The organism is Bordetella sp. N, assembly GCF_001433395.1.
GTDB lineage: Bacteria > Pseudomonadota > Gammaproteobacteria > Burkholderiales > Burkholderiaceae_B > Bordetella_C.
Genome location: NZ_CP013111.1, coordinates 5,040,421 through 5,057,190 on the forward strand (window position 1 = coordinate 5,040,421; position 16,770 = coordinate 5,057,190).

The 16,770-nt window shown below is 65.8% G+C and carries 15 protein-coding genes; 9 read left to right on the forward strand and 6 right to left on the reverse strand.

The window, feature by feature from the left end:
• Positions 1-54: 54 nt before the first annotated feature.
• The 3 genes from ahcY (at position 55) to metF (ending at position 2,717) form a co-directional block, all read left to right on the forward strand.
• The gene (gene ahcY, locus ASB57_RS21720) at positions 55-1,473 is read left to right on the forward strand and encodes an adenosylhomocysteinase (RefSeq protein ID WP_057654093.1); all 1,419 of its coding nucleotides are present in this window, start codon (positions 55-57) and stop codon (positions 1,471-1,473) included.
• A gap of 66 nt (positions 1,474-1,539) precedes the next feature.
• Complete coding sequence (locus tag ASB57_RS21725; RefSeq protein ID WP_057654094.1) at positions 1,540-1,878, forward strand: phage holin family protein; 339 nt, start codon at positions 1,540-1,542, stop codon at positions 1,876-1,878.
• Positions 1,875-2,717 (forward strand): methylenetetrahydrofolate reductase [NAD(P)H], encoded by an 843-nt coding sequence (gene metF, locus ASB57_RS21730; protein WP_057654095.1) that lies wholly within the window; start codon positions 1,875-1,877, stop codon positions 2,715-2,717. Before ASB57_RS21725 ends, metF begins: the two co-directional genes overlap by 4 nt.
• A gap of 63 nt (positions 2,718-2,780) precedes the next feature.
• On the opposite strand, the gene ASB57_RS21735 is transcribed toward metF, so the two are convergent.
• From ASB57_RS21735 to ASB57_RS21755, 5 genes are all read right to left on the reverse strand, one after another.
• Positions 2,781-3,644, reverse strand: coding sequence for a proteasome-type protease (locus tag ASB57_RS21735; RefSeq protein ID WP_057654096.1), 864 nt, complete (start codon positions 3,642-3,644; stop codon positions 2,781-2,783).
• Positions 3,645-3,679: 35 nt separating this feature from the next.
• Positions 3,680-4,483 carry a transglutaminase family protein gene (locus ASB57_RS21740; RefSeq protein WP_057654097.1) on the reverse strand — a complete coding sequence of 268 codons (804 nt, stop codon included), beginning with the start codon at positions 4,481-4,483 and terminating at the stop codon, positions 3,680-3,682.
• Between the two features lie 13 nt (positions 4,484-4,496).
• A complete protein-coding gene (locus ASB57_RS21745; protein WP_057654098.1) occupies positions 4,497-5,477 on the reverse strand; it encodes an alpha-E domain-containing protein in 981 nt (326 codons plus the stop codon).
• A 5-nt stretch (positions 5,478-5,482) separates the two neighbouring features.
• Positions 5,483-6,916 carry a circularly permuted type 2 ATP-grasp protein gene (locus ASB57_RS21750; protein WP_369822738.1) on the reverse strand — a complete coding sequence of 478 codons (1,434 nt, stop codon included), beginning with the start codon at positions 6,914-6,916 and terminating at the stop codon, positions 5,483-5,485.
• A gap of 338 nt (positions 6,917-7,254) precedes the next feature.
• Positions 7,255-7,881 carry a 5-formyltetrahydrofolate cyclo-ligase gene (locus ASB57_RS21755; protein WP_057654099.1) on the reverse strand — a complete coding sequence of 209 codons (627 nt, stop codon included), beginning with the start codon at positions 7,879-7,881 and terminating at the stop codon, positions 7,255-7,257.
• A gap of 16 nt (positions 7,882-7,897) precedes the next feature.
• On the opposite strand from ASB57_RS21755, the gene ASB57_RS21760 reads away from it, so the two are divergent.
• Positions 7,898-10,165 carry a lytic transglycosylase domain-containing protein gene (locus ASB57_RS21760; RefSeq protein ID WP_057654100.1) on the forward strand — a complete coding sequence of 756 codons (2,268 nt, stop codon included), beginning with the start codon at positions 7,898-7,900 and terminating at the stop codon, positions 10,163-10,165.
• 89 nt (positions 10,166-10,254) lie between these two features.
• The gene (locus ASB57_RS21765; RefSeq protein WP_231755213.1) at positions 10,255-11,535 is read left to right on the forward strand and encodes a CCA tRNA nucleotidyltransferase; all 1,281 of its coding nucleotides are present in this window, start codon (positions 10,255-10,257) and stop codon (positions 11,533-11,535) included.
• 170 nt (positions 11,536-11,705) lie between these two features.
• On the opposite strand, the gene metK is transcribed toward ASB57_RS21765, so the two are convergent.
• Positions 11,706-12,869, reverse strand: a complete 1,164-nt coding sequence (gene metK / locus ASB57_RS21770) for a methionine adenosyltransferase (RefSeq protein ID WP_057654101.1) — start codon at positions 12,867-12,869, stop codon at positions 11,706-11,708.
• Between the two features lie 260 nt (positions 12,870-13,129).
• Here metK and ASB57_RS21775 point away from each other — a divergent pair, with 260 nt between their 5' ends.
• From ASB57_RS21775 to ASB57_RS21790, 4 genes are all read left to right on the forward strand, one after another.
• On the forward strand, positions 13,130-13,993 hold the full coding sequence (locus ASB57_RS21775; protein WP_057656338.1) for a lysophospholipid acyltransferase family protein: 864 nt from the start codon (positions 13,130-13,132) through the stop codon (positions 13,991-13,993).
• Entirely contained in the window at positions 13,990-15,009 is a 1,020-nt protein-coding gene (locus ASB57_RS21780) for a lysophospholipid acyltransferase family protein (protein ID WP_082621751.1), read from the forward strand. The genes ASB57_RS21775 and ASB57_RS21780 overlap by 4 nt, the downstream gene beginning before the upstream one ends.
• A gap of 80 nt (positions 15,010-15,089) precedes the next feature.
• A complete protein-coding gene (dapF, locus tag ASB57_RS21785; RefSeq protein WP_156414233.1) occupies positions 15,090-16,010 on the forward strand; it encodes a diaminopimelate epimerase in 921 nt (306 codons plus the stop codon).
• Between the two features lie 74 nt (positions 16,011-16,084).
• On the forward strand, positions 16,085-16,750 hold the full coding sequence (locus tag ASB57_RS21790) for a DUF484 family protein (protein WP_057656340.1): 666 nt from the start codon (positions 16,085-16,087) through the stop codon (positions 16,748-16,750).
• Positions 16,751-16,770: the final 20 nt, after the last annotated feature.

Consider the following 16,770-nt stretch of genomic DNA (forward strand, 5'->3'; position numbering starts at 1 on the left):
CTCGTCCCACCGGCCGCGCCGTGGCGCCGTCCGATTTTTCTCGTGGAGTAATCAATGAACACCGTTTCCGACAAGTCCTTCACCGACTACCTCGTCGCCGACATCGGCCTGGCCGGCTGGGGCCGCCGCGAACTCGCCATCGCCGAAACCGAAATGCCCGGCCTGATGGCCACGCGTGAAGAGTACGCCGCCAGCCAGCCCCTGAAGGGCGCGCGCATCGCCGGCAGCCTGCACATGACCATCCAGACCGGCGTGCTGATCGAAACGCTGACCGCGCTGGGCGCCGAAGTGCGCTGGGCCTCGTGCAACATCTTCTCGACCCAGGACCACGCCGCCGCCGCCATCGCCGCCAGCGGCACCCCGGTCTTCGCCGTCAAGGGCGAAACCCTGACCGAATACTGGGACTACACCCACAAGATTTTCGAATGGCCCAATGGCCAGCACGCCAACATGATCCTGGACGACGGCGGCGATGCCACGCTGCTGTTGCACCTGGGCGCCAAGGCCGAAAGCGACATCTCGGTGCTGGCCAAGCCCGGCAGCGAAGAAGAGCGCGTCCTGTTCGCGGCCATCAAGGCCCAGTTGGCGCGTGATCCGAAGTGGTACTCGACCCGCCTGGCGCAGATCCGCGGCGTGACCGAGGAAACCACCACCGGCGTGCATCGCCTGTACCAGATGTCGCAGAAGGGTGAGCTGGCCTTCGCCGCCATCAACGTCAACGACTCGGTCACCAAGTCCAAGTTCGACAACCTGTATGGCTGCCGCGAATCGCTGGTCGACGGCATCAAGCGCGCCACCGACGTGATGGTCGCCGGCAAGATCGCCGTGGTCGCCGGCTACGGCGACGTGGGCAAGGGTTGCGCCCAGGCGCTGATGGCCCTGCGCGCCCAGGTCTGGGTCACGGAAATCGACCCGATCTGCGCCCTGCAGGCCGCCATGGAAGGCTACAAGGTCGTGACCATGGAAGAAGCCGCCGACAAGGCCGACATCTTCGTCACCGCCACGGGTAACTACAACGTCATCACGCGCGCCCACATGGACCGCATGAAGGACCAGGCCATCGTCTGCAACATCGGCCACTTCGACAACGAAATCGACGTCGCCGGCCTGGAAGACCTGCAGTGGGAAGAAATTAAACCCCAGGTCGACCACGTCATCTTCCCCGACGGCAAGCGCATCATCCTGCTGGCCAAGGGCCGCCTGGTGAACCTGGGCTGCGCCACGGGCCACCCGTCCTTCGTGATGTCCTCGTCCTTCACCAACCAGACCATCGCGCAGATCGAGTTGTTCACGCGCAACGAGGCCTACACCAAGGGCCAGGTCTACGTGCTGCCCAAGCAGCTGGACGAGAAGGTCGCCCGCCTGCACCTGAAGAAGCTGGGTGTGAACCTGAGCACGCTGAGCAAGGAACAGGCTGACTACATCAGCGTGGCGGTTGAAGGTCCTTACAAGAGCAATCATTACCGTTACTAATATTGACGCAAAATAGGGTCAGGTAGCCGCGCCCGTCGGGCGCGGACCTGCTCCGGGAGACCCAACATGACCTTGATACTCGTCTGGATACTGAACGCCGTTGCCTTGCTGATCGTGGCTTACCTGCTGCCCGGCATCGCGGTAGCCAGTTTCGGATCGGCGCTGATCGCCGCCCTCGTGCTGGGGCTGCTCAATATGCTGGTCAAGCCGGTGCTGGTGCTGCTGACGCTGCCCATCACCATCGTCACGTTGGGTCTGTTCCTTATCGTTCTCAACGCGCTGTTGTTCTGGTTTGCCGGGTCCATTCTCAAGGGCTTCCAGGTCAATGGTTTCTGGTGGGCCGTGATCGGTGCGGTGCTGTACTCGATCATCTCGGGCCTGCTCTCCATGCTCGTAAGCTCATGACCGATACGAAGACGCCGGCGCTCAGCCTCGAATTCTTTCCGCCCCGCGACATCGCCGCCCAGGAGCGGCTGGTGCGCGCCGCCAAGCAGATGCTGGCCATGCATCCGCGCTACGTCAGCGTCACCTTCGGTGCCGGTGGTTCCACCCGCGAAGGCACGGCCGACACGGTGCGCACCATGCGCAACCTGGGCGTGCCCGCCGCGCCGCATCTGTCCTGCGTGGGCGCGTCGCGTGACGACCTGCGTGGCATCCTGAACGCCTACCGCGAGGAAGGCGTCAAGCAGGTCGTGGCCTTGCGCGGCGACCTGCCGTCGGGCATGGGCGGCGACGCCGGCGAACTGCGTTATGCCCGCGATCTGGTGGCTTTCATCCGGGAAGAGACCGGTGACTGGTTCCACATCGAAGTGGCCGCCTATCCGGAGAGCCATCCGCAGGCGGAGAACTCGACGGCGGATCTGGATCACTTCGTCGAGAAGGTCCAGGCGGGCGCGAACAGTGCCATCACCCAGTATTTCTTCAATGCCGACGCCTATTTCGACTTCGTCGACCGGGCGAGTGCCAAGGGCGTGACCGTGCCCATCGTGCCGGGCATCATGCCCATCACCAATCACAGTCAGCTGCTGCGTTTTTCGCAGATGTGCGGCGCCGAAGTGCCGCGCTGGATCCGCATGCGCCTGGCTGAATTCGGCGATGACAAGGCGTCCATCCGGGCGTTCGGCATCGATGTGGTCTCCGACCTGTGCCGGCGTTTGCTGGACCAGGGGGCGCCTGGCCTGCATTTCTACACGTTGAACAACGCCGAAGCGCCCATGGCGATCTGGCAGAACCTAGGCGTGTAAGCCTGCGACAGCTGGAAATTAAAAATCCCCGTCAGGGGATTTTTAATTTCTAAGAAACGCCCCTCAACTCTGCTGGGGCGTATCCGGACTTTCAGCAAGCGATTGCAGGGGAGTGATGCCGGTAGGCTCGGCGCTGCCCGGCTGAATCCGCACCGGCTGGTGCACCCGCCCCGCCGGGACCAGGCTGTCCGGATCGCAGGGATCGGTCCAGATCGGATCCTCGATTTCCGCGAATACCTGGCGCAGGCGTTCGCCCCAGCTGTTGCGGATCATGCGGAAGTACTCGTTGTTCTCGTCGATATTGGCGAAGCGCGTGACACGTAATGCGTCGTTGTCATACAGCAGCAGATCGAGCGGCAAGCCCACCGAGATATTCGACCGCAAGGTCGAGTCCATGGAAATCAGCGCGCACTTGGCCGCTTCGTCCAGGGTGGTGTCGGGCTGCAGCACGCGGTCCATGATGGGCTTGCCATACTTGGCTTCACCGATCTGGAAATACGGGCATTCATCGTGGGCTTCGATGAAGTTGCCGGCGGAATAGATCTGGAACAGGCGGCAGCGCTCGCCCTTGATCTGGCCGCCGAAGATCAGGTTGACATTGAACTCCACCCCCTGCTCATGCAGGGCGTCGGCATCGCGCTGGTGCACCTGGCGCACGGCATCGCCGACCAGGCGCGCCGCATCGAACAGATTCGGCGCGCGCCAGATCGAAGCCTCGTTTTCGCTGTCCGTGATCGACAGCTGATTGACGACGGCCTGGCTCACGGCCAGGTTGCCGGACGTCATCAGCACCATCACCCGGTCACCCGGACGTTCGAAAACGCTGAGTTTGCGAAAAACGGAAATTTGATCCACACCCGCATTGGTGCGCGAGTCGGCCAGGAAAACCAGACCGTCACGCAGGCGGGCCGCTACACAGTAAGTCATTGGGGGGATAGGAAAAAAGACTATCCGCCATTGTATTACTGCTGCTGTGCGGACTGCACCTGCACTGTAACGGACATGGATTCCTTGCCGCCGCCGTTGCGCACGCCCCGCACCGGCGCCGCCGAATCGTAGTCACGCGCCACCGCCAGCCGGCAATGGCAATCGGACGCGAACTGGCGGTTGGTGATGTCCACGCTGCTCCAGCCCAGGTCGGGCACCCAGACGTCGGCCCAGGCGTGGCTGGCCGCGTGGTCGGCTTCCGTATACAGATAGCCGCTGACATAGCGGGCCGGCACGCCCATCGAACGGACGCAGGCCAGGAACAGATGCGCATGATCCTGGCAGACGCCGTGGCCCATGGCTAGCACCTGGCCGGCGGCCGTGGTGACGTCGGTGGTGCCGGGCTCGTAGCTGACCCGGTCGGCGATCGCCTGCGCCAGGGCCAGGCTGTCTTCCGGGCGGGTAAGGCCCTGCGGCAATACCTCGCGGCAGAAGGCGCGGATGGCGTCGTCGGCCTGGGTCAGCGGCGTAGGCACGCAGAAGGCATGGACCGGCAGGCGGCTTTCGTCGCCATTGACCACGCCATAGGGCAAGGGATCGATTTCGACCTGACCGGTGACGCGCAATTCGATTTCATCGTGCGGCCGGTTCAGGGTCAGGGTGTGGGTGACGTTGCCGTAGGCATCGACCTGTTCCTGCAATGCGCCCGGCGCTTCGATATGCCAGCGCACCGAACGCTGGTGTTCCTCCGGCCGCGGCGTCAGGTGCAGGGTCTGGATGCTGTACGTCACCGGAGCGGTGTACTGATAGCGCGTCACATGCTTGATGAAATGTCTCATGATCAGCGTCCTTTCATACCGAAGTCGAGAGCAGGAAATCCTGGCTGATACGGCTGCTCAGGTCACTCATATGGTCGAGGAAGCGTTCCAGGTAGCCGTGCAGGCCACTGGACAGAATGTCCTCGACGCGGGCGTACTGCAATTCCGCGCAGAGCTTGCCGGCGCGCCGCTGCGTTTCCGCGGACCGGTCGTTCGACACCAGGGCCAAGGTGTCCGCCACCGCGCGCATCGACGCCAGCAGCGACCGCGGCATGTCGCCATGCAGGATCAGCAGCTCGGCCACCCGGTCGGGGCTGATGACGTCGCGATAGACCTTGCGGTAGATCTCGAGGCCGGATACCGACGTCAGGATGGCCGCCCAGCGGTAGAACTCGGTGTGCGTGGCACGGGCGCGTTCCTGCTCGGCGGAAGCCTCGTCGGTTTGCTCGGTGCCGCGCTCGTATTCGTGGAACTTGACGTCCAGCATGCGCGCCATGTTGTCGGCCCGTTCCAGGTACATGCCCAGGCGCAGGAAGTGCATCGCCTCGTCTTCCAGCATGGTGCCTATCATCACGCCGCGTGCCACGTGCGAGCGGAACTTGACCCATTCGAAGAACTCGCTTGGGTTGCGTTCGGGCAAATTCATGCGCAGGTGCTTCAGCAGCTCCAGCCAGGTGGTGTTGTAGGTTTCCCAGACCTCGGTGGTAAGGCTGCCGCGCACGGCCCGGGCATTCTCCCGCGCCCAGCGCAGGCAGGCGTAGATGGACGAAGGATTGTCCTCGTCGCGCACCATGAAGTGCAGCACGTCGCGGGGCGAGCCTTCCGGATAGCGCGCGTCGAACAGGTTCTGCAGTTCGGAAATGCGCATCAACGCGCGCCACGAACGCTCACGCGTGGCTTCGTCCTGCGGCAGCAAGGACATCTGCAGATTGACGTCCAGCATGCGCGCGGTGTTCTCGGCGCGCTCGACGTAGCGGCACATCCAGAACAGGTTGTCGGCGGTACGGCTAAGCATGATGGTTACTCCTCCAGGACCCAGGTGTCCTTGGTGCCGCCGCCCTGGCTGCTGTTGACCACCAGCGAACCTTCGGTCAGCGCCACGCGGCACAGGCCGCCGGGCACGGTGCGCATTTCCTTGCCGCACAGCACGTAGGGACGCAGGTCGACGTGGCGCGGCGCCACACCCGACTCCACATAGGTCGGCACGGTGGACAGCGCCAAGGTCGGCTGGGCGATATAAGCCCCCGGATTGGCGCGCACGCGGTCCTTGAAGTCGTCGATCTGCGCGCGGGTCGACGATGGCCCCACCAGCATGCCGTAGCCGCCCGCGCCGTGTACCTCCTTGACCACCAGTTCGTGCATGTTCGCCAGCACATGCGACAGCTCGTCCGGCCGCGAGCAACGCCACGTCGGCACGTTCTGCAGGATGGGTTCCTCGCCCAGGTAGAAGCGGATCATGTCCGGCACGTACAGATAGGTGGACTTGTCGTCGGCGATGCCGGTGCCGATGGCGTTGGCCAAGGTGATGCGGCCGGCGCGGTACACCGACAGCAGCCCCGGCACGCCCAGCGCCGAGTCGCCGCGGAAGGACAGCGGGTCGAGGAAGTCGTCGTCCAGGCGGCGGTAGATCACGTCGACCCGGCGCGGGCCGCGCGTGGTGCGCATGTAGACGGCGTTCTGCTCGACGAACAGATCGCGGCCCTCCACCAGTTCCACGCCCATCTGCTGGGCCAGGAAAGCATGCTCGAAGTACGCCGAGTTGTATTGGCCCGGCGTCAGCACCACCACCGTGGGATCGTCGATATTGGACGGCGCCACTTCGCGCAGATTGTCCAGCAGCAGGTCGGGGTAATGGGCCACCGGCTTGACCTTGATGCGGCTGAAGGCATCCGGCAGCAGGCGCATCGACATCTTGCGGTTTTCCAGCATGTAGGACACGCCGGACGGCACGCGCAGATTGTCCTCCAGCACGTAGAACTCGCCCTGACCAGCGCGCACCACGTCGATGCCGGCGACGTTGCAGTAGATGTTCTCGGCCACGTCGACGTCCTGCATTTCAGGACGGTACTGGGCGTTCATGAACACCTGTTCGGCCGGCACGATGCCGGCCCGCACGATGTCGTGGCCGTGGTAGATGTCGTGGATGAACATGTTCAGCGCGCGCACGCGCTGCTTCAGGCCGGCGTCCAGCTGCCGCCATTCCTGCGCCGGGATGATGCGCGGCACCAGGTCGAAGGGAATCAGGCGTTCGGTGCCGGCGTCGTCGCCGGCCACGGAAAAGGTGATGCCGACCCGGCGGAAGCTAAGGTCGGCTTCGACGCGCCGCGCCGCCATCAGGTCGTCGGATTGGGATGACAGCCACTGCTGGAAGTCGTGATAGTGCGGGCGGGTCGCGCCGTCGCGGTCGAGCATTTCGTCGTAGGCCGCGATACGGCCGGACGGTGTGTCCATCATGGGGCTCCTCCTTGATACGCGGATCGTGATCCACGCCACAGCCCGTATATTGGTCTGTCAGTTGGCTACAAGCAACACTTGTGCCAACTTTCCGGAAGAGTGGTAACCGGTCCGGCACGATAAGTTTCACGCTTATTTTTCGGGCGCTGCTACGGTAGCGTCTTGGCAAGGACCCCTTTGGACCGTGCCGCGCAGGTCTGCCCTGCACGGCAACGGGAATAGCCAAAACGACGATGCCCCGGAGTGGTGCGCTCCGGGGCATCTACGGGCAGGCGTGGCGCCAAGATGACTCATGGCGCCGGTCTGATTCACCAATTCAAGGCGAAATCACGGTGCGATCAAGGCGCTTTAGGCAACCAACCGTCGGGTGTCAGTACCGCGTCGAGCCGGACATCGTGCGGCTGCGGCACGTGTTCGAGGGGATCGAGGCGGCCACAACTCCAGGCCACGCCGATGGTGGTGTGCGGGTGCCCCGCCGCTTTCAACGCTGCCAGGGTCCGGTCGTAATAGCCGCCGCCGTAGCCGACCCGGTCGGCCAGGGGGGTGTAGCCCAAGGTGGGCACCAGAACCAGATCCGGGCTCACCACCGCGCCAGCCAGCGGTTCCTGGATGCCATAGGGACCTTCAGCCATGGGTGCGTCGGGGGTCCACGGACGGAATTCGAGCGGCTGGTTGCGTTCGCGGACCGCCGGCAGGGCCACCGTGATGCCGGCCTCCACCCACTGTTCCAGCAGGGGGCGCAAGTCCGGTTCGTCCTGCATGGGCCAAAAGGCGGCCACCACGGACGGCACCGGGCGCTGGGCTTTCAGGGCCGCGTCGCGCGCCATGGCCAGCCAGGTAAAGAGACGGCCACGCATGAGCAGCCCGCCGCGGCGGCGCTGGTCTTCAGGCAATGCCGAACGGAGTTCTCTTAATCGCTTACGCAGCGGTACTGCGTTATCCTCTTGCGTAGTTCGAATGGACATATCTATTTCCGTACAGATGTTGCGTTGCGGCCTGGCGGTAAGCGTTAAGGAGACTCGGCTGGAAACCGGACGTTATCAGAATTTTTCCCGCATCGAGCGGACCCGGGCTTTACGCCGGCTGTTGCCCTTGCTGGCGCTGCTGGCGGCCGCGTGTGCGCCGGTCGATGCCCAACAGCGCACGTCCGCGCAAAACGGCGCCAGCGTGGCGACGGCCCAGCCGGCGACCCCGCCAGCCCCGTCCACCGTGCAGCCTGACCTGAGCGCCGTGCAGCCGGCGCCGGCCCTGGCGCCAACCACGCCCAATGCGCCCGGTATGCCCGCGGCGCCCGGCGCGCCGGCCCCGGGTGGATTGCCCGGCATGATCATCCCGCCGCCGGAACCCCTGCCGGTCCCGGCCGTCACCTCCGCGCCGTCCATGGCGCAGCAGGCCGTGATCGCGGCGCGCGACGCCATGCAGCGCAAACAATGGTCGGTGCTGGCGATGTCCGTGCCGCAGGCGCGCTCCGACATCCTGGGCATGTATCCGGAATACTGGCTGCTGCGCTACCAGCTGTGGAACCTGCCCGCCAACCAGCGGCCCACGCCCGACCTGCAGAATTTCCTGCGCCGCTATTCGGACTCCTATCTTGGCGACAAGCTGCGCCAGGACTGGCTGCTGGTCGCCGCGCGCTCCGGTGATTTCGATACGGTCAAGAAACTGAGTCCGGTCAAGAACACGGGCCCGCAGACCGAATGCGCCATCCTCAACGGCCGTTACATGACCGGCCAGAAGGTCAGCGCGCAGCAGGCCATGGACACCTTCTCGCCCGGCCCCTGGTGCTGGGGACTTTACGACCAGCTGGTGGCCGACAAGGTCATGGGCTGGGAGCAGCTGGAACCGCAGCTGCGCGACGCCATCGAGAACAACAAGACGGCGGACGCCAGCAAGTTCGCCGGCTACATGTTCGATCCGGGCCAGATGAAGGCGTACGACGCCTTGATGAAGGATCCGATGAAGTGGCTGGTCAAGCAGCCCAAGCCGCCCCGTTCACGTGCCGAGACCGAACTGGTCACCATCGCCCTGGCGCGCCTGCCGCGCAAGGACCTGGACGTCGCCGACTCGTACTTCCGTCGCGAATGGGCCAAGAGCCTGCCGCGCGAGAACGTCGCCTGGCTGCGCGGCCAGTACGCCCTGGTGGCGGTGCTCAACCTGGATTCGCGCGCCAACGACTGGTATGTGGAAGCCGGCCATATCCGCATGACGTCCTATAACCAGGCGTGGAAGGTACGCGCCGCCCTGCGCCAGCCCAAGATCGACTGGCGCTGGGTGATGGCCAGCATCGACGCGATGCCGGCGTCCGACCGCAACGACCCCAGCTGGATCTATTGGGACGCGCGCGGCATGGCCGCCACGGGCCACAAGGAAGAGGCCCAGCGCCGCTACGCCACCATCGCCGACCAGTTCAATTTCTACGGCCAGCTGGCGGCCGAGGAACTGGGCCGTCCGATCACCGTGCCACCGCGCCCGGCGCCGCTGTCGTCGCAGGAACTGGCGCGTGCGCGCGCCAATCCCGGCCTGCAACGCGCCATCGCGCTGTTCCGCCTGGGTTGGCGCGGCGACGCCGTGCCTGAGTGGAATTACACGATACGGGACATGGACGACCGACAACTGCTGGCCGCCGCCGAGCTGGCCCGCAGCGAGAATATCTATGACCGCGTGGTCAACACGTCGGACCGCACAGAAAAGCAGTTCGACTTCTCGCAGCGCTATATCGCGCCGTTCGAGGGCCGGGTGTCGGCCAAGGCCACCCAGATCTCGCTGGATCCCGCGTGGGTCTACGGGCTGATCCGCCAGGAGTCGCGCTTCATCATGGATGCGCGGTCTTCGGTGGGCGCGTCGGGATTGATGCAGTTGATGCCGGCAACTGCCAAATGGGTGGCGCGCAAGATCGGCATGGATGACTTCACGCCGGCCAGCGTCAACGACTTCGACACCAACACCATCCTCGGCACCAACTATCTGAGCATGGTGCTGCAGGACCTGGGCGGGTCGCAGGTGCTGGCGAGTGCCGGCTACAACGCGGGGCCGCGCCGGCCCGTGCTGTGGCGGTCGACCTTGTCGCACCCGGTCGAAGGCGCCATTTTCGCCGAGACCATCCCCTTCACCGAGACACGCACGTACGTGAAGAACGTGATGTCCAACGCCACCTACTACGCCGCGCTGTTCACCGGGCAGCCCCAATCGCTCAAGCAGCGCCTGGGCCAGATCTCACCCCAGGCCAACGCGCCGGTACCCTTGCCGTGAGTAAGGGGAAGCCGGCGAGCGGGGCGGGGGCGGGGGCGGGCACTGACACGGGCACCGGCCCGGGCACCGCTGCTGGGACAGGCGCAAGCTTGGCGCGCGAGCTTGTGCAGCAGACCGCGCATGACCCGGCCCTGGCCGGGCTGACGGCCTACGTGGTCGGCGGGGCGGTGCGGGACGATTTGCTCGGCCTGCCTGCCGGTGACCGCGACTGGGTAGTCGTTGGCGCCACGCCCGAGCAGATGGCCAAGCGGGGCTTCATGCCCGTGGGCGGCGACTTTCCCGTCTTCCTGCATCCCGACACGCGCGAGGAATACGCGCTGGCGCGCACCGAGCGCAAGTCGGGGCGGGGCTACAAGGGGTTCACGTTTTATACGGGCACCGACGTCACGCTGGAAGCCGACCTGCAGCGGCGTGACCTGACGGTGAATGCGATCGCCCGCGCCGCCGACGGCAGCCTGATCGATCCTTTGGACGGCGCGGCGGATGTGCGCGCCAAGGTGTTGCGCCACGTGGGCCCGGCTTTCGCCGAGGATCCGGTCCGCATCCTGCGCCTGGCCCGTTTCGCGGCGCGCTTCGCCGACTTCACCATCGCGCCGGAGACCATCGAACTGTGCCGCCGCATGGTGCAGGCGGGTGAAGCGGACGCCCTGGTGCCCGAACGAGTGTGGAAGGAAATCTCGCGCGGCCTGATGACCGACACGCCGTCGCGCGTGCTGAACGTGCTGCGCGACAGCGAAGCCCTGCCGCGGGTATTGCCGGGGCTGGTGGTGGCCGGCGCCACCGGCGCGGACAATGACGCTAACACCGGTGCGAAGAATGACGCCGGCACCAGCGCGAAGAACAGCGGCGACACCGGCGCGGAACTCGATCGCGCTGCGGCCGCCGGGCTGCCCCTGCCTGGCCGCTGGGCCTTGCTATGCCGCCACACCCCCGATGCCAGCGCGCTGGGCACCCGCCTGCGCGTGCCTTCCGCATGCACCGACGAAGCGCGGCTGCTGCCTGTGGTCCTCGACGAGCTTGGTAATGCCGTTGGCGATTCATCGCCGGCGAACCGCGCTGCGCCCGTTAACGAGGCCGCTCCCGCGGCCAAGGCGGCCGCAGGCGCTGACGCGGGCGATGCCGATGCCGATGAAGCGGCGCTAGACCTGATCGAACGTTGCGACGGGCTGCGCAAGCCTGACCGGTTCATCGACCTGCTGAAGGCCGCCGCCATCGTGCGCCCGGTCGACATCGACACCTGGTCGCGCCGCCTCGCGGCGGTCCGCGCCATCGATGCCGGCGCCATCGCCCGCGCCGAAGGCGGCGACCCGGCGCGCATCAAACCGGCGCTACGCGCCGCCCGCCTCCAGGCCCTGCGCCAACCTGGCTAAGCGCGCCATCGCGCATGGCCCACGCCATCGCGGAGCGCAACGCCGTGCCATCGCGCACGCCCAGAGGCCTTGCCTCCGACGCCGACGCCGGCGCCGTCCCGCAGCCAAAAAAAATGGATCCCTATGGGATCCATTTTTCTTTCGCGCGGCCGCCGCAGCGGCCAGCCCGATTACGCCGACTTCTTCAGCGCGGCAACCTTGTCCGTGGCTTCCCACGAAAATTCCGGCTCCGAACGGCCGAAGTGGCCATAGGCAGCGGTCTTCGCGTAGATCGGACGCAGCAGGTCGAGCATGTTGACGATGCCCTTGGGACGCAGGTCGAAGTGCTCACGCACCAGCTTGGCCAATTCTTCGTCCGGCAACACGCCGGTGCCTTCCGTGTACACGGTGATGTTGATGGGCTCGGCCACGCCGATGGCGTAGCTGACCTGCACCTGGCACTGACGCGCCAGACCGGCGGCGACGATGTTCTTGGCGACGTAGCGGGCAGCGTAAGCAGCCGAACGGTCCACCTTCGAAGGATCCTTGCCCGAGAACGCGCCGCCGCCGTGCGGGCATGCGCCGCCGTACGTGTCGACGATGATCTTGCGGCCGGTCAGGCCGCAGTCGCCTTGCGGGCCGCCGATGACGAAGCGGCCGGTGGGGTTGACCAGGAACTTGGTGTTCGCGGTGATCAGGCCTTCGGGGAAGCTGGGCTTGATGATTTCTTCGATGACCGCTTCACGGATGGTCTCTTGCGACACTTCCGGATGGTGCTGGGTCGACAGCACGACGGTATCGACTTCAGCCGGCTTGCCGTTGACGTAGCGGAAGGTCACCTGCGACTTGGCGTCCGGACGCAGCCACGGCAGACGGCCGTCCTTGCGCAGTTCGCTCTGGCGCTGCACCAGGCGGTGCGAGTACCAGATCGGAGCGGGCATCAGGTCGGGGGTTTCGTCGCAGGCGTAGCCGAACATCAGGCCTTGGTCGCCGGCGCCCTGATTCAGGTAGTCCTCGGAGCTGCGATCCACGCCTTGGGCGATATCGGGCGACTGCTTGTCGTAAGCGACCAGCACCGCGCAACCCTTGTAGTCGATACCGTAGTCGGTATTGTCGTAGCCGATGCGGCGAATGGTGTCGCGCGCGACCTGGATGTAATCGACGTTGGCGGTGGTGGTGATCTCACCGGCCAGCACGACCAGACCCGTGTTGCACAGGGTTTCGGCCGCTACGCGTGCATTCGGATCTTGCGTGAAGATCGCGTCCAGGATGGAGTCGGAGATTTGATCCGCGACTTTGTCGGGATGGCCTTCGGAGACGGACTCGGAAGTGAAGAGGAAATCGTTTTGCGCCATTTGCAAAGGTCCTTCAGACAAATACCGGTAAACCGGCAAGATCGTTCATCGGCGCGTTGCACCTGAAATCGCAATCTCATATGGGACCTTGACCCGGCGCGACGCTTTAGCGGAATTTTGCGTGGCCAGCCCCAGCTAATAAGCATGGAACCCAACCGTGCGTCGCCCCGCAAGTTGTCGGTTAACTCGGCGACCGCCCGATTTTAGGCGAAAATGGCGGTTTTCGCTGCCACGCCCTTGCGGCACCCCATCGACGCATGCTGATTGTTGTATTTTTCCGTCTGCTGGCCTGCCTGCCGCTGGCCCTGCTGCAAGGCACGGGCCGCCTGTTCGGCCGGCTGGCCTATGCGCTGCCTGGGCGTTTTCGCACGCGCCTGCGCGCCAATGCCACCCAGGCAGGCTATCCGGACGCCGCCTTCGCCCGCGCCGCGGCCGGTGAAATCGGCGCCATGATGCTGGAGCAGCCCAAGATCTGGTTCCGCCCCGAAGACTGCCTGGCCCGCACCACCACCGACGAATGGCACGTCGCCGAAGCCGCCCTGGCAGAGCAGCGCGGCGTCATCTTCCTGACCCCGCACCTGGGTGGCTTCGAAATCAACGCGCGCTATCTTGCCAAGCGCATGCCCCTGACCGTGATGTTCCGCCCGCCCCGCCAGGCCGCCCTGGCGCCCTTGCTGGAGCAGGCGCGCAATACGGCGGAGCTGCGCGCGGTGCCGGCCACCCTGCAAGGCGTCCGTGAATTCGTCCGCACGCTGCGCAAGCAGCAAGCCATCGGGCTGCTGCCCGACCAGGCCCCGGGCGCCGGTGAAGGCGTCTGGGCGCCCTTCTTCGGCCGTCCGGCCTATACCATCACCCTGCCCGGCAAGCTGGCCGCGCCGCATGACGTGCCCATCGTCCTGATGGCCAGCGAACGGCTGTCCCGCGGCCGCGGCTGGCGCATCCACCTGATGCGCGTGCCCTCGCCGCTGCCCGCGACGCTACAGGAACAGGCCACCTTGCTGAATGCCTCCATGGAAACCTTGATCCGCCGATTCCCGCGGCAATACCTGTGGAGCTACAACCGCTACAAGACGCGCGGCACGCCTCCGCCCGATACCGCGGCCGGCCAGGAGCCCACGCCATGAACGGACTCCGCGATAAGCGCGACCCGGCCACTTTGACTGGCGCGGATGCCGGCCCCGCCGGGCGCACGGACCATGCCCCCGGCGCGGCCCCTGGAGCCACATCGGGCGAGGGCAACCCGGCCGCCAAGCCTGGCCTGAAGCGCCGCGCCCTGGAGGCCCTGTTCGGCTGGTTCGGCCGCGTCAGCCCCGCCACGCGCCTGCGTGCGGGCGCGTGCCTGAACTGGCTGACCCTGACCTTCGCGCGGCGCCGCCAGCGCATCGTGCGCATCAACCTGCAGCTCTGCTTCCCCAATGAAAGCGAAGCCACGCGCGAACGCTGGCTGCGCGAGCACTTCCGCGCGCTGTCCCAGTCGCTGGTCGATCGCGGCGTGCTTTGGTACGGCACGCCGGCCGCCATCGAAGCCATGGTCAGCGTCAGCGTCCCGCCGGAATATCAGCGCCTGCTCGACGAGGGCAAGCCCATGATCCTGCTGGCGCCCCACTTCGTCGGCCTGGACGTCGCCGCCACCCGGCTGACGATGATCACGCCTACCGGCGCCACCATGTACACGCCGCAGCGCGATCCGGACGTCGACGCCATCGTGGCGGCCGGCCGGGCCCGCTTCAACGACGTGCATCTGGTCAGCCGCCACGACGGCGTGCGCGGCCTGATCCGCCACATCCGCGCAGGCCGTCCCATCTACTACCTGCCGGACATGGACTTCGGCCGCGAAGGGGCCGTCTTCGTCCCCTTCTTCGGCGTGCTGGCGGCTACCGTGCCGGCCACCGCGCAGCTCGCCCGCAAATGGCAGCTGCCCGTTTTCCCGGTGATCGAATTCTGGGATCCGGCCACGGGCAACTACCATGTGGAAATGCTGCCGCCGCTGGCCGATTTCCCCGGCGAAGACAGCCTGGAAGACGCCACCGCGCGCCTGAACCGCGAACTGGAGAGCTGGGTCATGCGCTGCCCCAGCCAGTATTACTGGGTGCACCGCCGCTTCAAGACCCGTCCGCTTGGGGAAAAGAAGTTCTATTGATGGAGAGTGGTTGGCCGCAAGTCCGCCGCTTGGCCGCCTCCCCCTGCGCGGCATGACGTGATTGGAGGATAATGGCGCGCATGAACTGGAACTTCACCAAAATGCATGGCGCCGGCAACGACTTCGTCGTGCTCGACGGCGTGCGCCAAGACATCGAAATGACGCCTGAACGCGCCCGCGCGCTCGGCGACCGTCATTTCGGCATCGGCGCGGACCAGATCCTGCTGGTCGAGCGCGCATCGTCGCCCGCCGCCGATTTCCGTTATCGCATCTTCAATTCCGATGGCAGCGAGGTCGAGCACTGCGGCAACGGCGCGCGCTGCTTCGTCCGTTTCGTCCACGAGACCGGCCTGTCCGACCGCAATCCCCTGCGCGCGGAAATCGCCACCGGCATCATCGTGCTGGATGAAGGCGACGACGGACAGGTCACCGTCGAAATGGGCAGCACCCGCTTCGATCCCGCGTCTCTGCCCTTCGATGGCGCCGGCCTGGCCACGCGCACGGAAAGCGCCGATACGCTCTATGCGCTGCCGCTGCACGAGGCGACCCAGGGCGCGGCACTGCCCGGCCATGGCGATCTGCCGGCCACGGTCGACATTTCCATCGTCGCCATTTCCAATCCCCATGCCGTACAGATCGTCGATGATGTCGACCGCGCGCCGGTCGAACGCATCGGCCCGCTGGTTGAGTCGCACCCGCGCTTCGCGCGCCGCGTCAACGCCGGCTTCATGCAGATCGTCGACCGCAACACCATCCGCCTGCGCGTGTACGAACGCGGCGCCGGAGAAACCCTCGCCTGCGGCACGGGCGCGTGCGCGGCGGTAGCCGCCGGCATCCGCCGCGGCCTGTTGGACACGCCGGTACGCGTGCATGCGCGCGGCGGCGTGCTGACGGTGGACTGGGACGGCGCCTTGCTGCGCATGACCGGCCCGGCCACATCCGTCTACACCGGCCAGGTCGATATCGACCAACTCGTTTTTTCCATGGCACTCAGCCGTTGAAATTCCCGCCTTTGAAGCCTTGCGGCTCAGGCTCTGCCTAACAGGCCCCAATGATGACCAGCGACTCGCCTCCCATGACCGACAATACGCTTAGCGCAGAACAGGTTGCCGACTTCCTGCGTGATAACAACGACTTCTTCACCACCCATGCGGACCTGTTCGCCACCCTGCCGGTGCCGCATCCGCATGGCGGCCGCACCATCTCGCTGGGCGAGCGGCAAATCTTCACACTGCGCGAACGCATCCGCGAATTTGAATGGCGTTTGAACGACCTGATCAGCAACGCCAGCCTCAATGAAGACATCAGCACCAAGCTCAAGCAATGGAGTTGCCGCCTGTTGGGCGAAACGGAGATCCAGCGCCTGCCAGGCGAGATCGCCCTGGGCCTGGCGCAGCAGTTCGACCTGAACGAAGTGGGCCTGCGTCTGTGGCGCCTGGAGCAGCTGCCGGAGACCGGCTATGGCGCGCCGGTATCGGAAGACGTGCGCACGTTTACCGATACCTTGAAAGTGCCCTACTGCGGTACCGATACCGAATTCGAAGCGGTCAAATGGCTCACCGCCACGCCCCGTTCGCTGGCACTGATTCCCCTGCGCCCCGCCCCTGATGAACCCAGCATCGGCTTGCTGGTCCTGGGCTCGGACGATCCGGAACGGTTCTCGGCGGACAAGGGCACGACCTTCCTGGAGACCGTCAGCAGTCTGGCCTCCGCCACGCTACGGCGCCTGGCCGCGGCGTAAGCCGTCGCGACCACAGGGAC

Coding starts and splice junctions, on each gene's coding strand:
- ASB57_RS21735 (WP_057654096.1), bottom strand. CDS start 3,644: ATGACTTACTGTGTAGCGGCCCGCCTGCGTGACGGTCTGGTTTTCCTG.
- ASB57_RS21750 (WP_369822738.1), bottom strand. CDS start 6,916: ATGATGGACACACCGTCCGGCCGTATCGCGGCCTACGACGAAATGCTC.
- ASB57_RS21790 (WP_057656340.1), top strand. CDS start 16,085: ATGACCGACAATACGCTTAGCGCAGAACAGGTTGCCGACTTCCTGCGT.
- ASB57_RS21780 (WP_082621751.1), top strand. CDS start 13,990: ATGAACGGACTCCGCGATAAGCGCGACCCGGCCACTTTGACTGGCGCG.
- ASB57_RS21740 (WP_057654097.1), bottom strand. CDS start 4,483: ATGAGACATTTCATCAAGCATGTGACGCGCTATCAGTACACCGCTCCG.
- metF (WP_057654095.1), top strand. CDS start 1,875: ATGACCGATACGAAGACGCCGGCGCTCAGCCTCGAATTCTTTCCGCCC.
- ASB57_RS21755 (WP_057654099.1), bottom strand. CDS start 7,881: ATGTCCATTCGAACTACGCAAGAGGATAACGCAGTACCGCTGCGTAAG.
- dapF (WP_156414233.1), top strand. CDS start 15,090: ATGAACTGGAACTTCACCAAAATGCATGGCGCCGGCAACGACTTCGTC.
- ASB57_RS21760 (WP_057654100.1), top strand. CDS start 7,898: ATGTTGCGTTGCGGCCTGGCGGTAAGCGTTAAGGAGACTCGGCTGGAA.
- metK (WP_057654101.1), bottom strand. CDS start 12,869: ATGGCGCAAAACGATTTCCTCTTCACTTCCGAGTCCGTCTCCGAAGGC.
- ASB57_RS21725 (WP_057654094.1), top strand. CDS start 1,540: ATGACCTTGATACTCGTCTGGATACTGAACGCCGTTGCCTTGCTGATC.
- ASB57_RS21745 (WP_057654098.1), bottom strand. CDS start 5,477: ATGCTTAGCCGTACCGCCGACAACCTGTTCTGGATGTGCCGCTACGTC.
- ahcY (WP_057654093.1), top strand. CDS start 55: ATGAACACCGTTTCCGACAAGTCCTTCACCGACTACCTCGTCGCCGAC.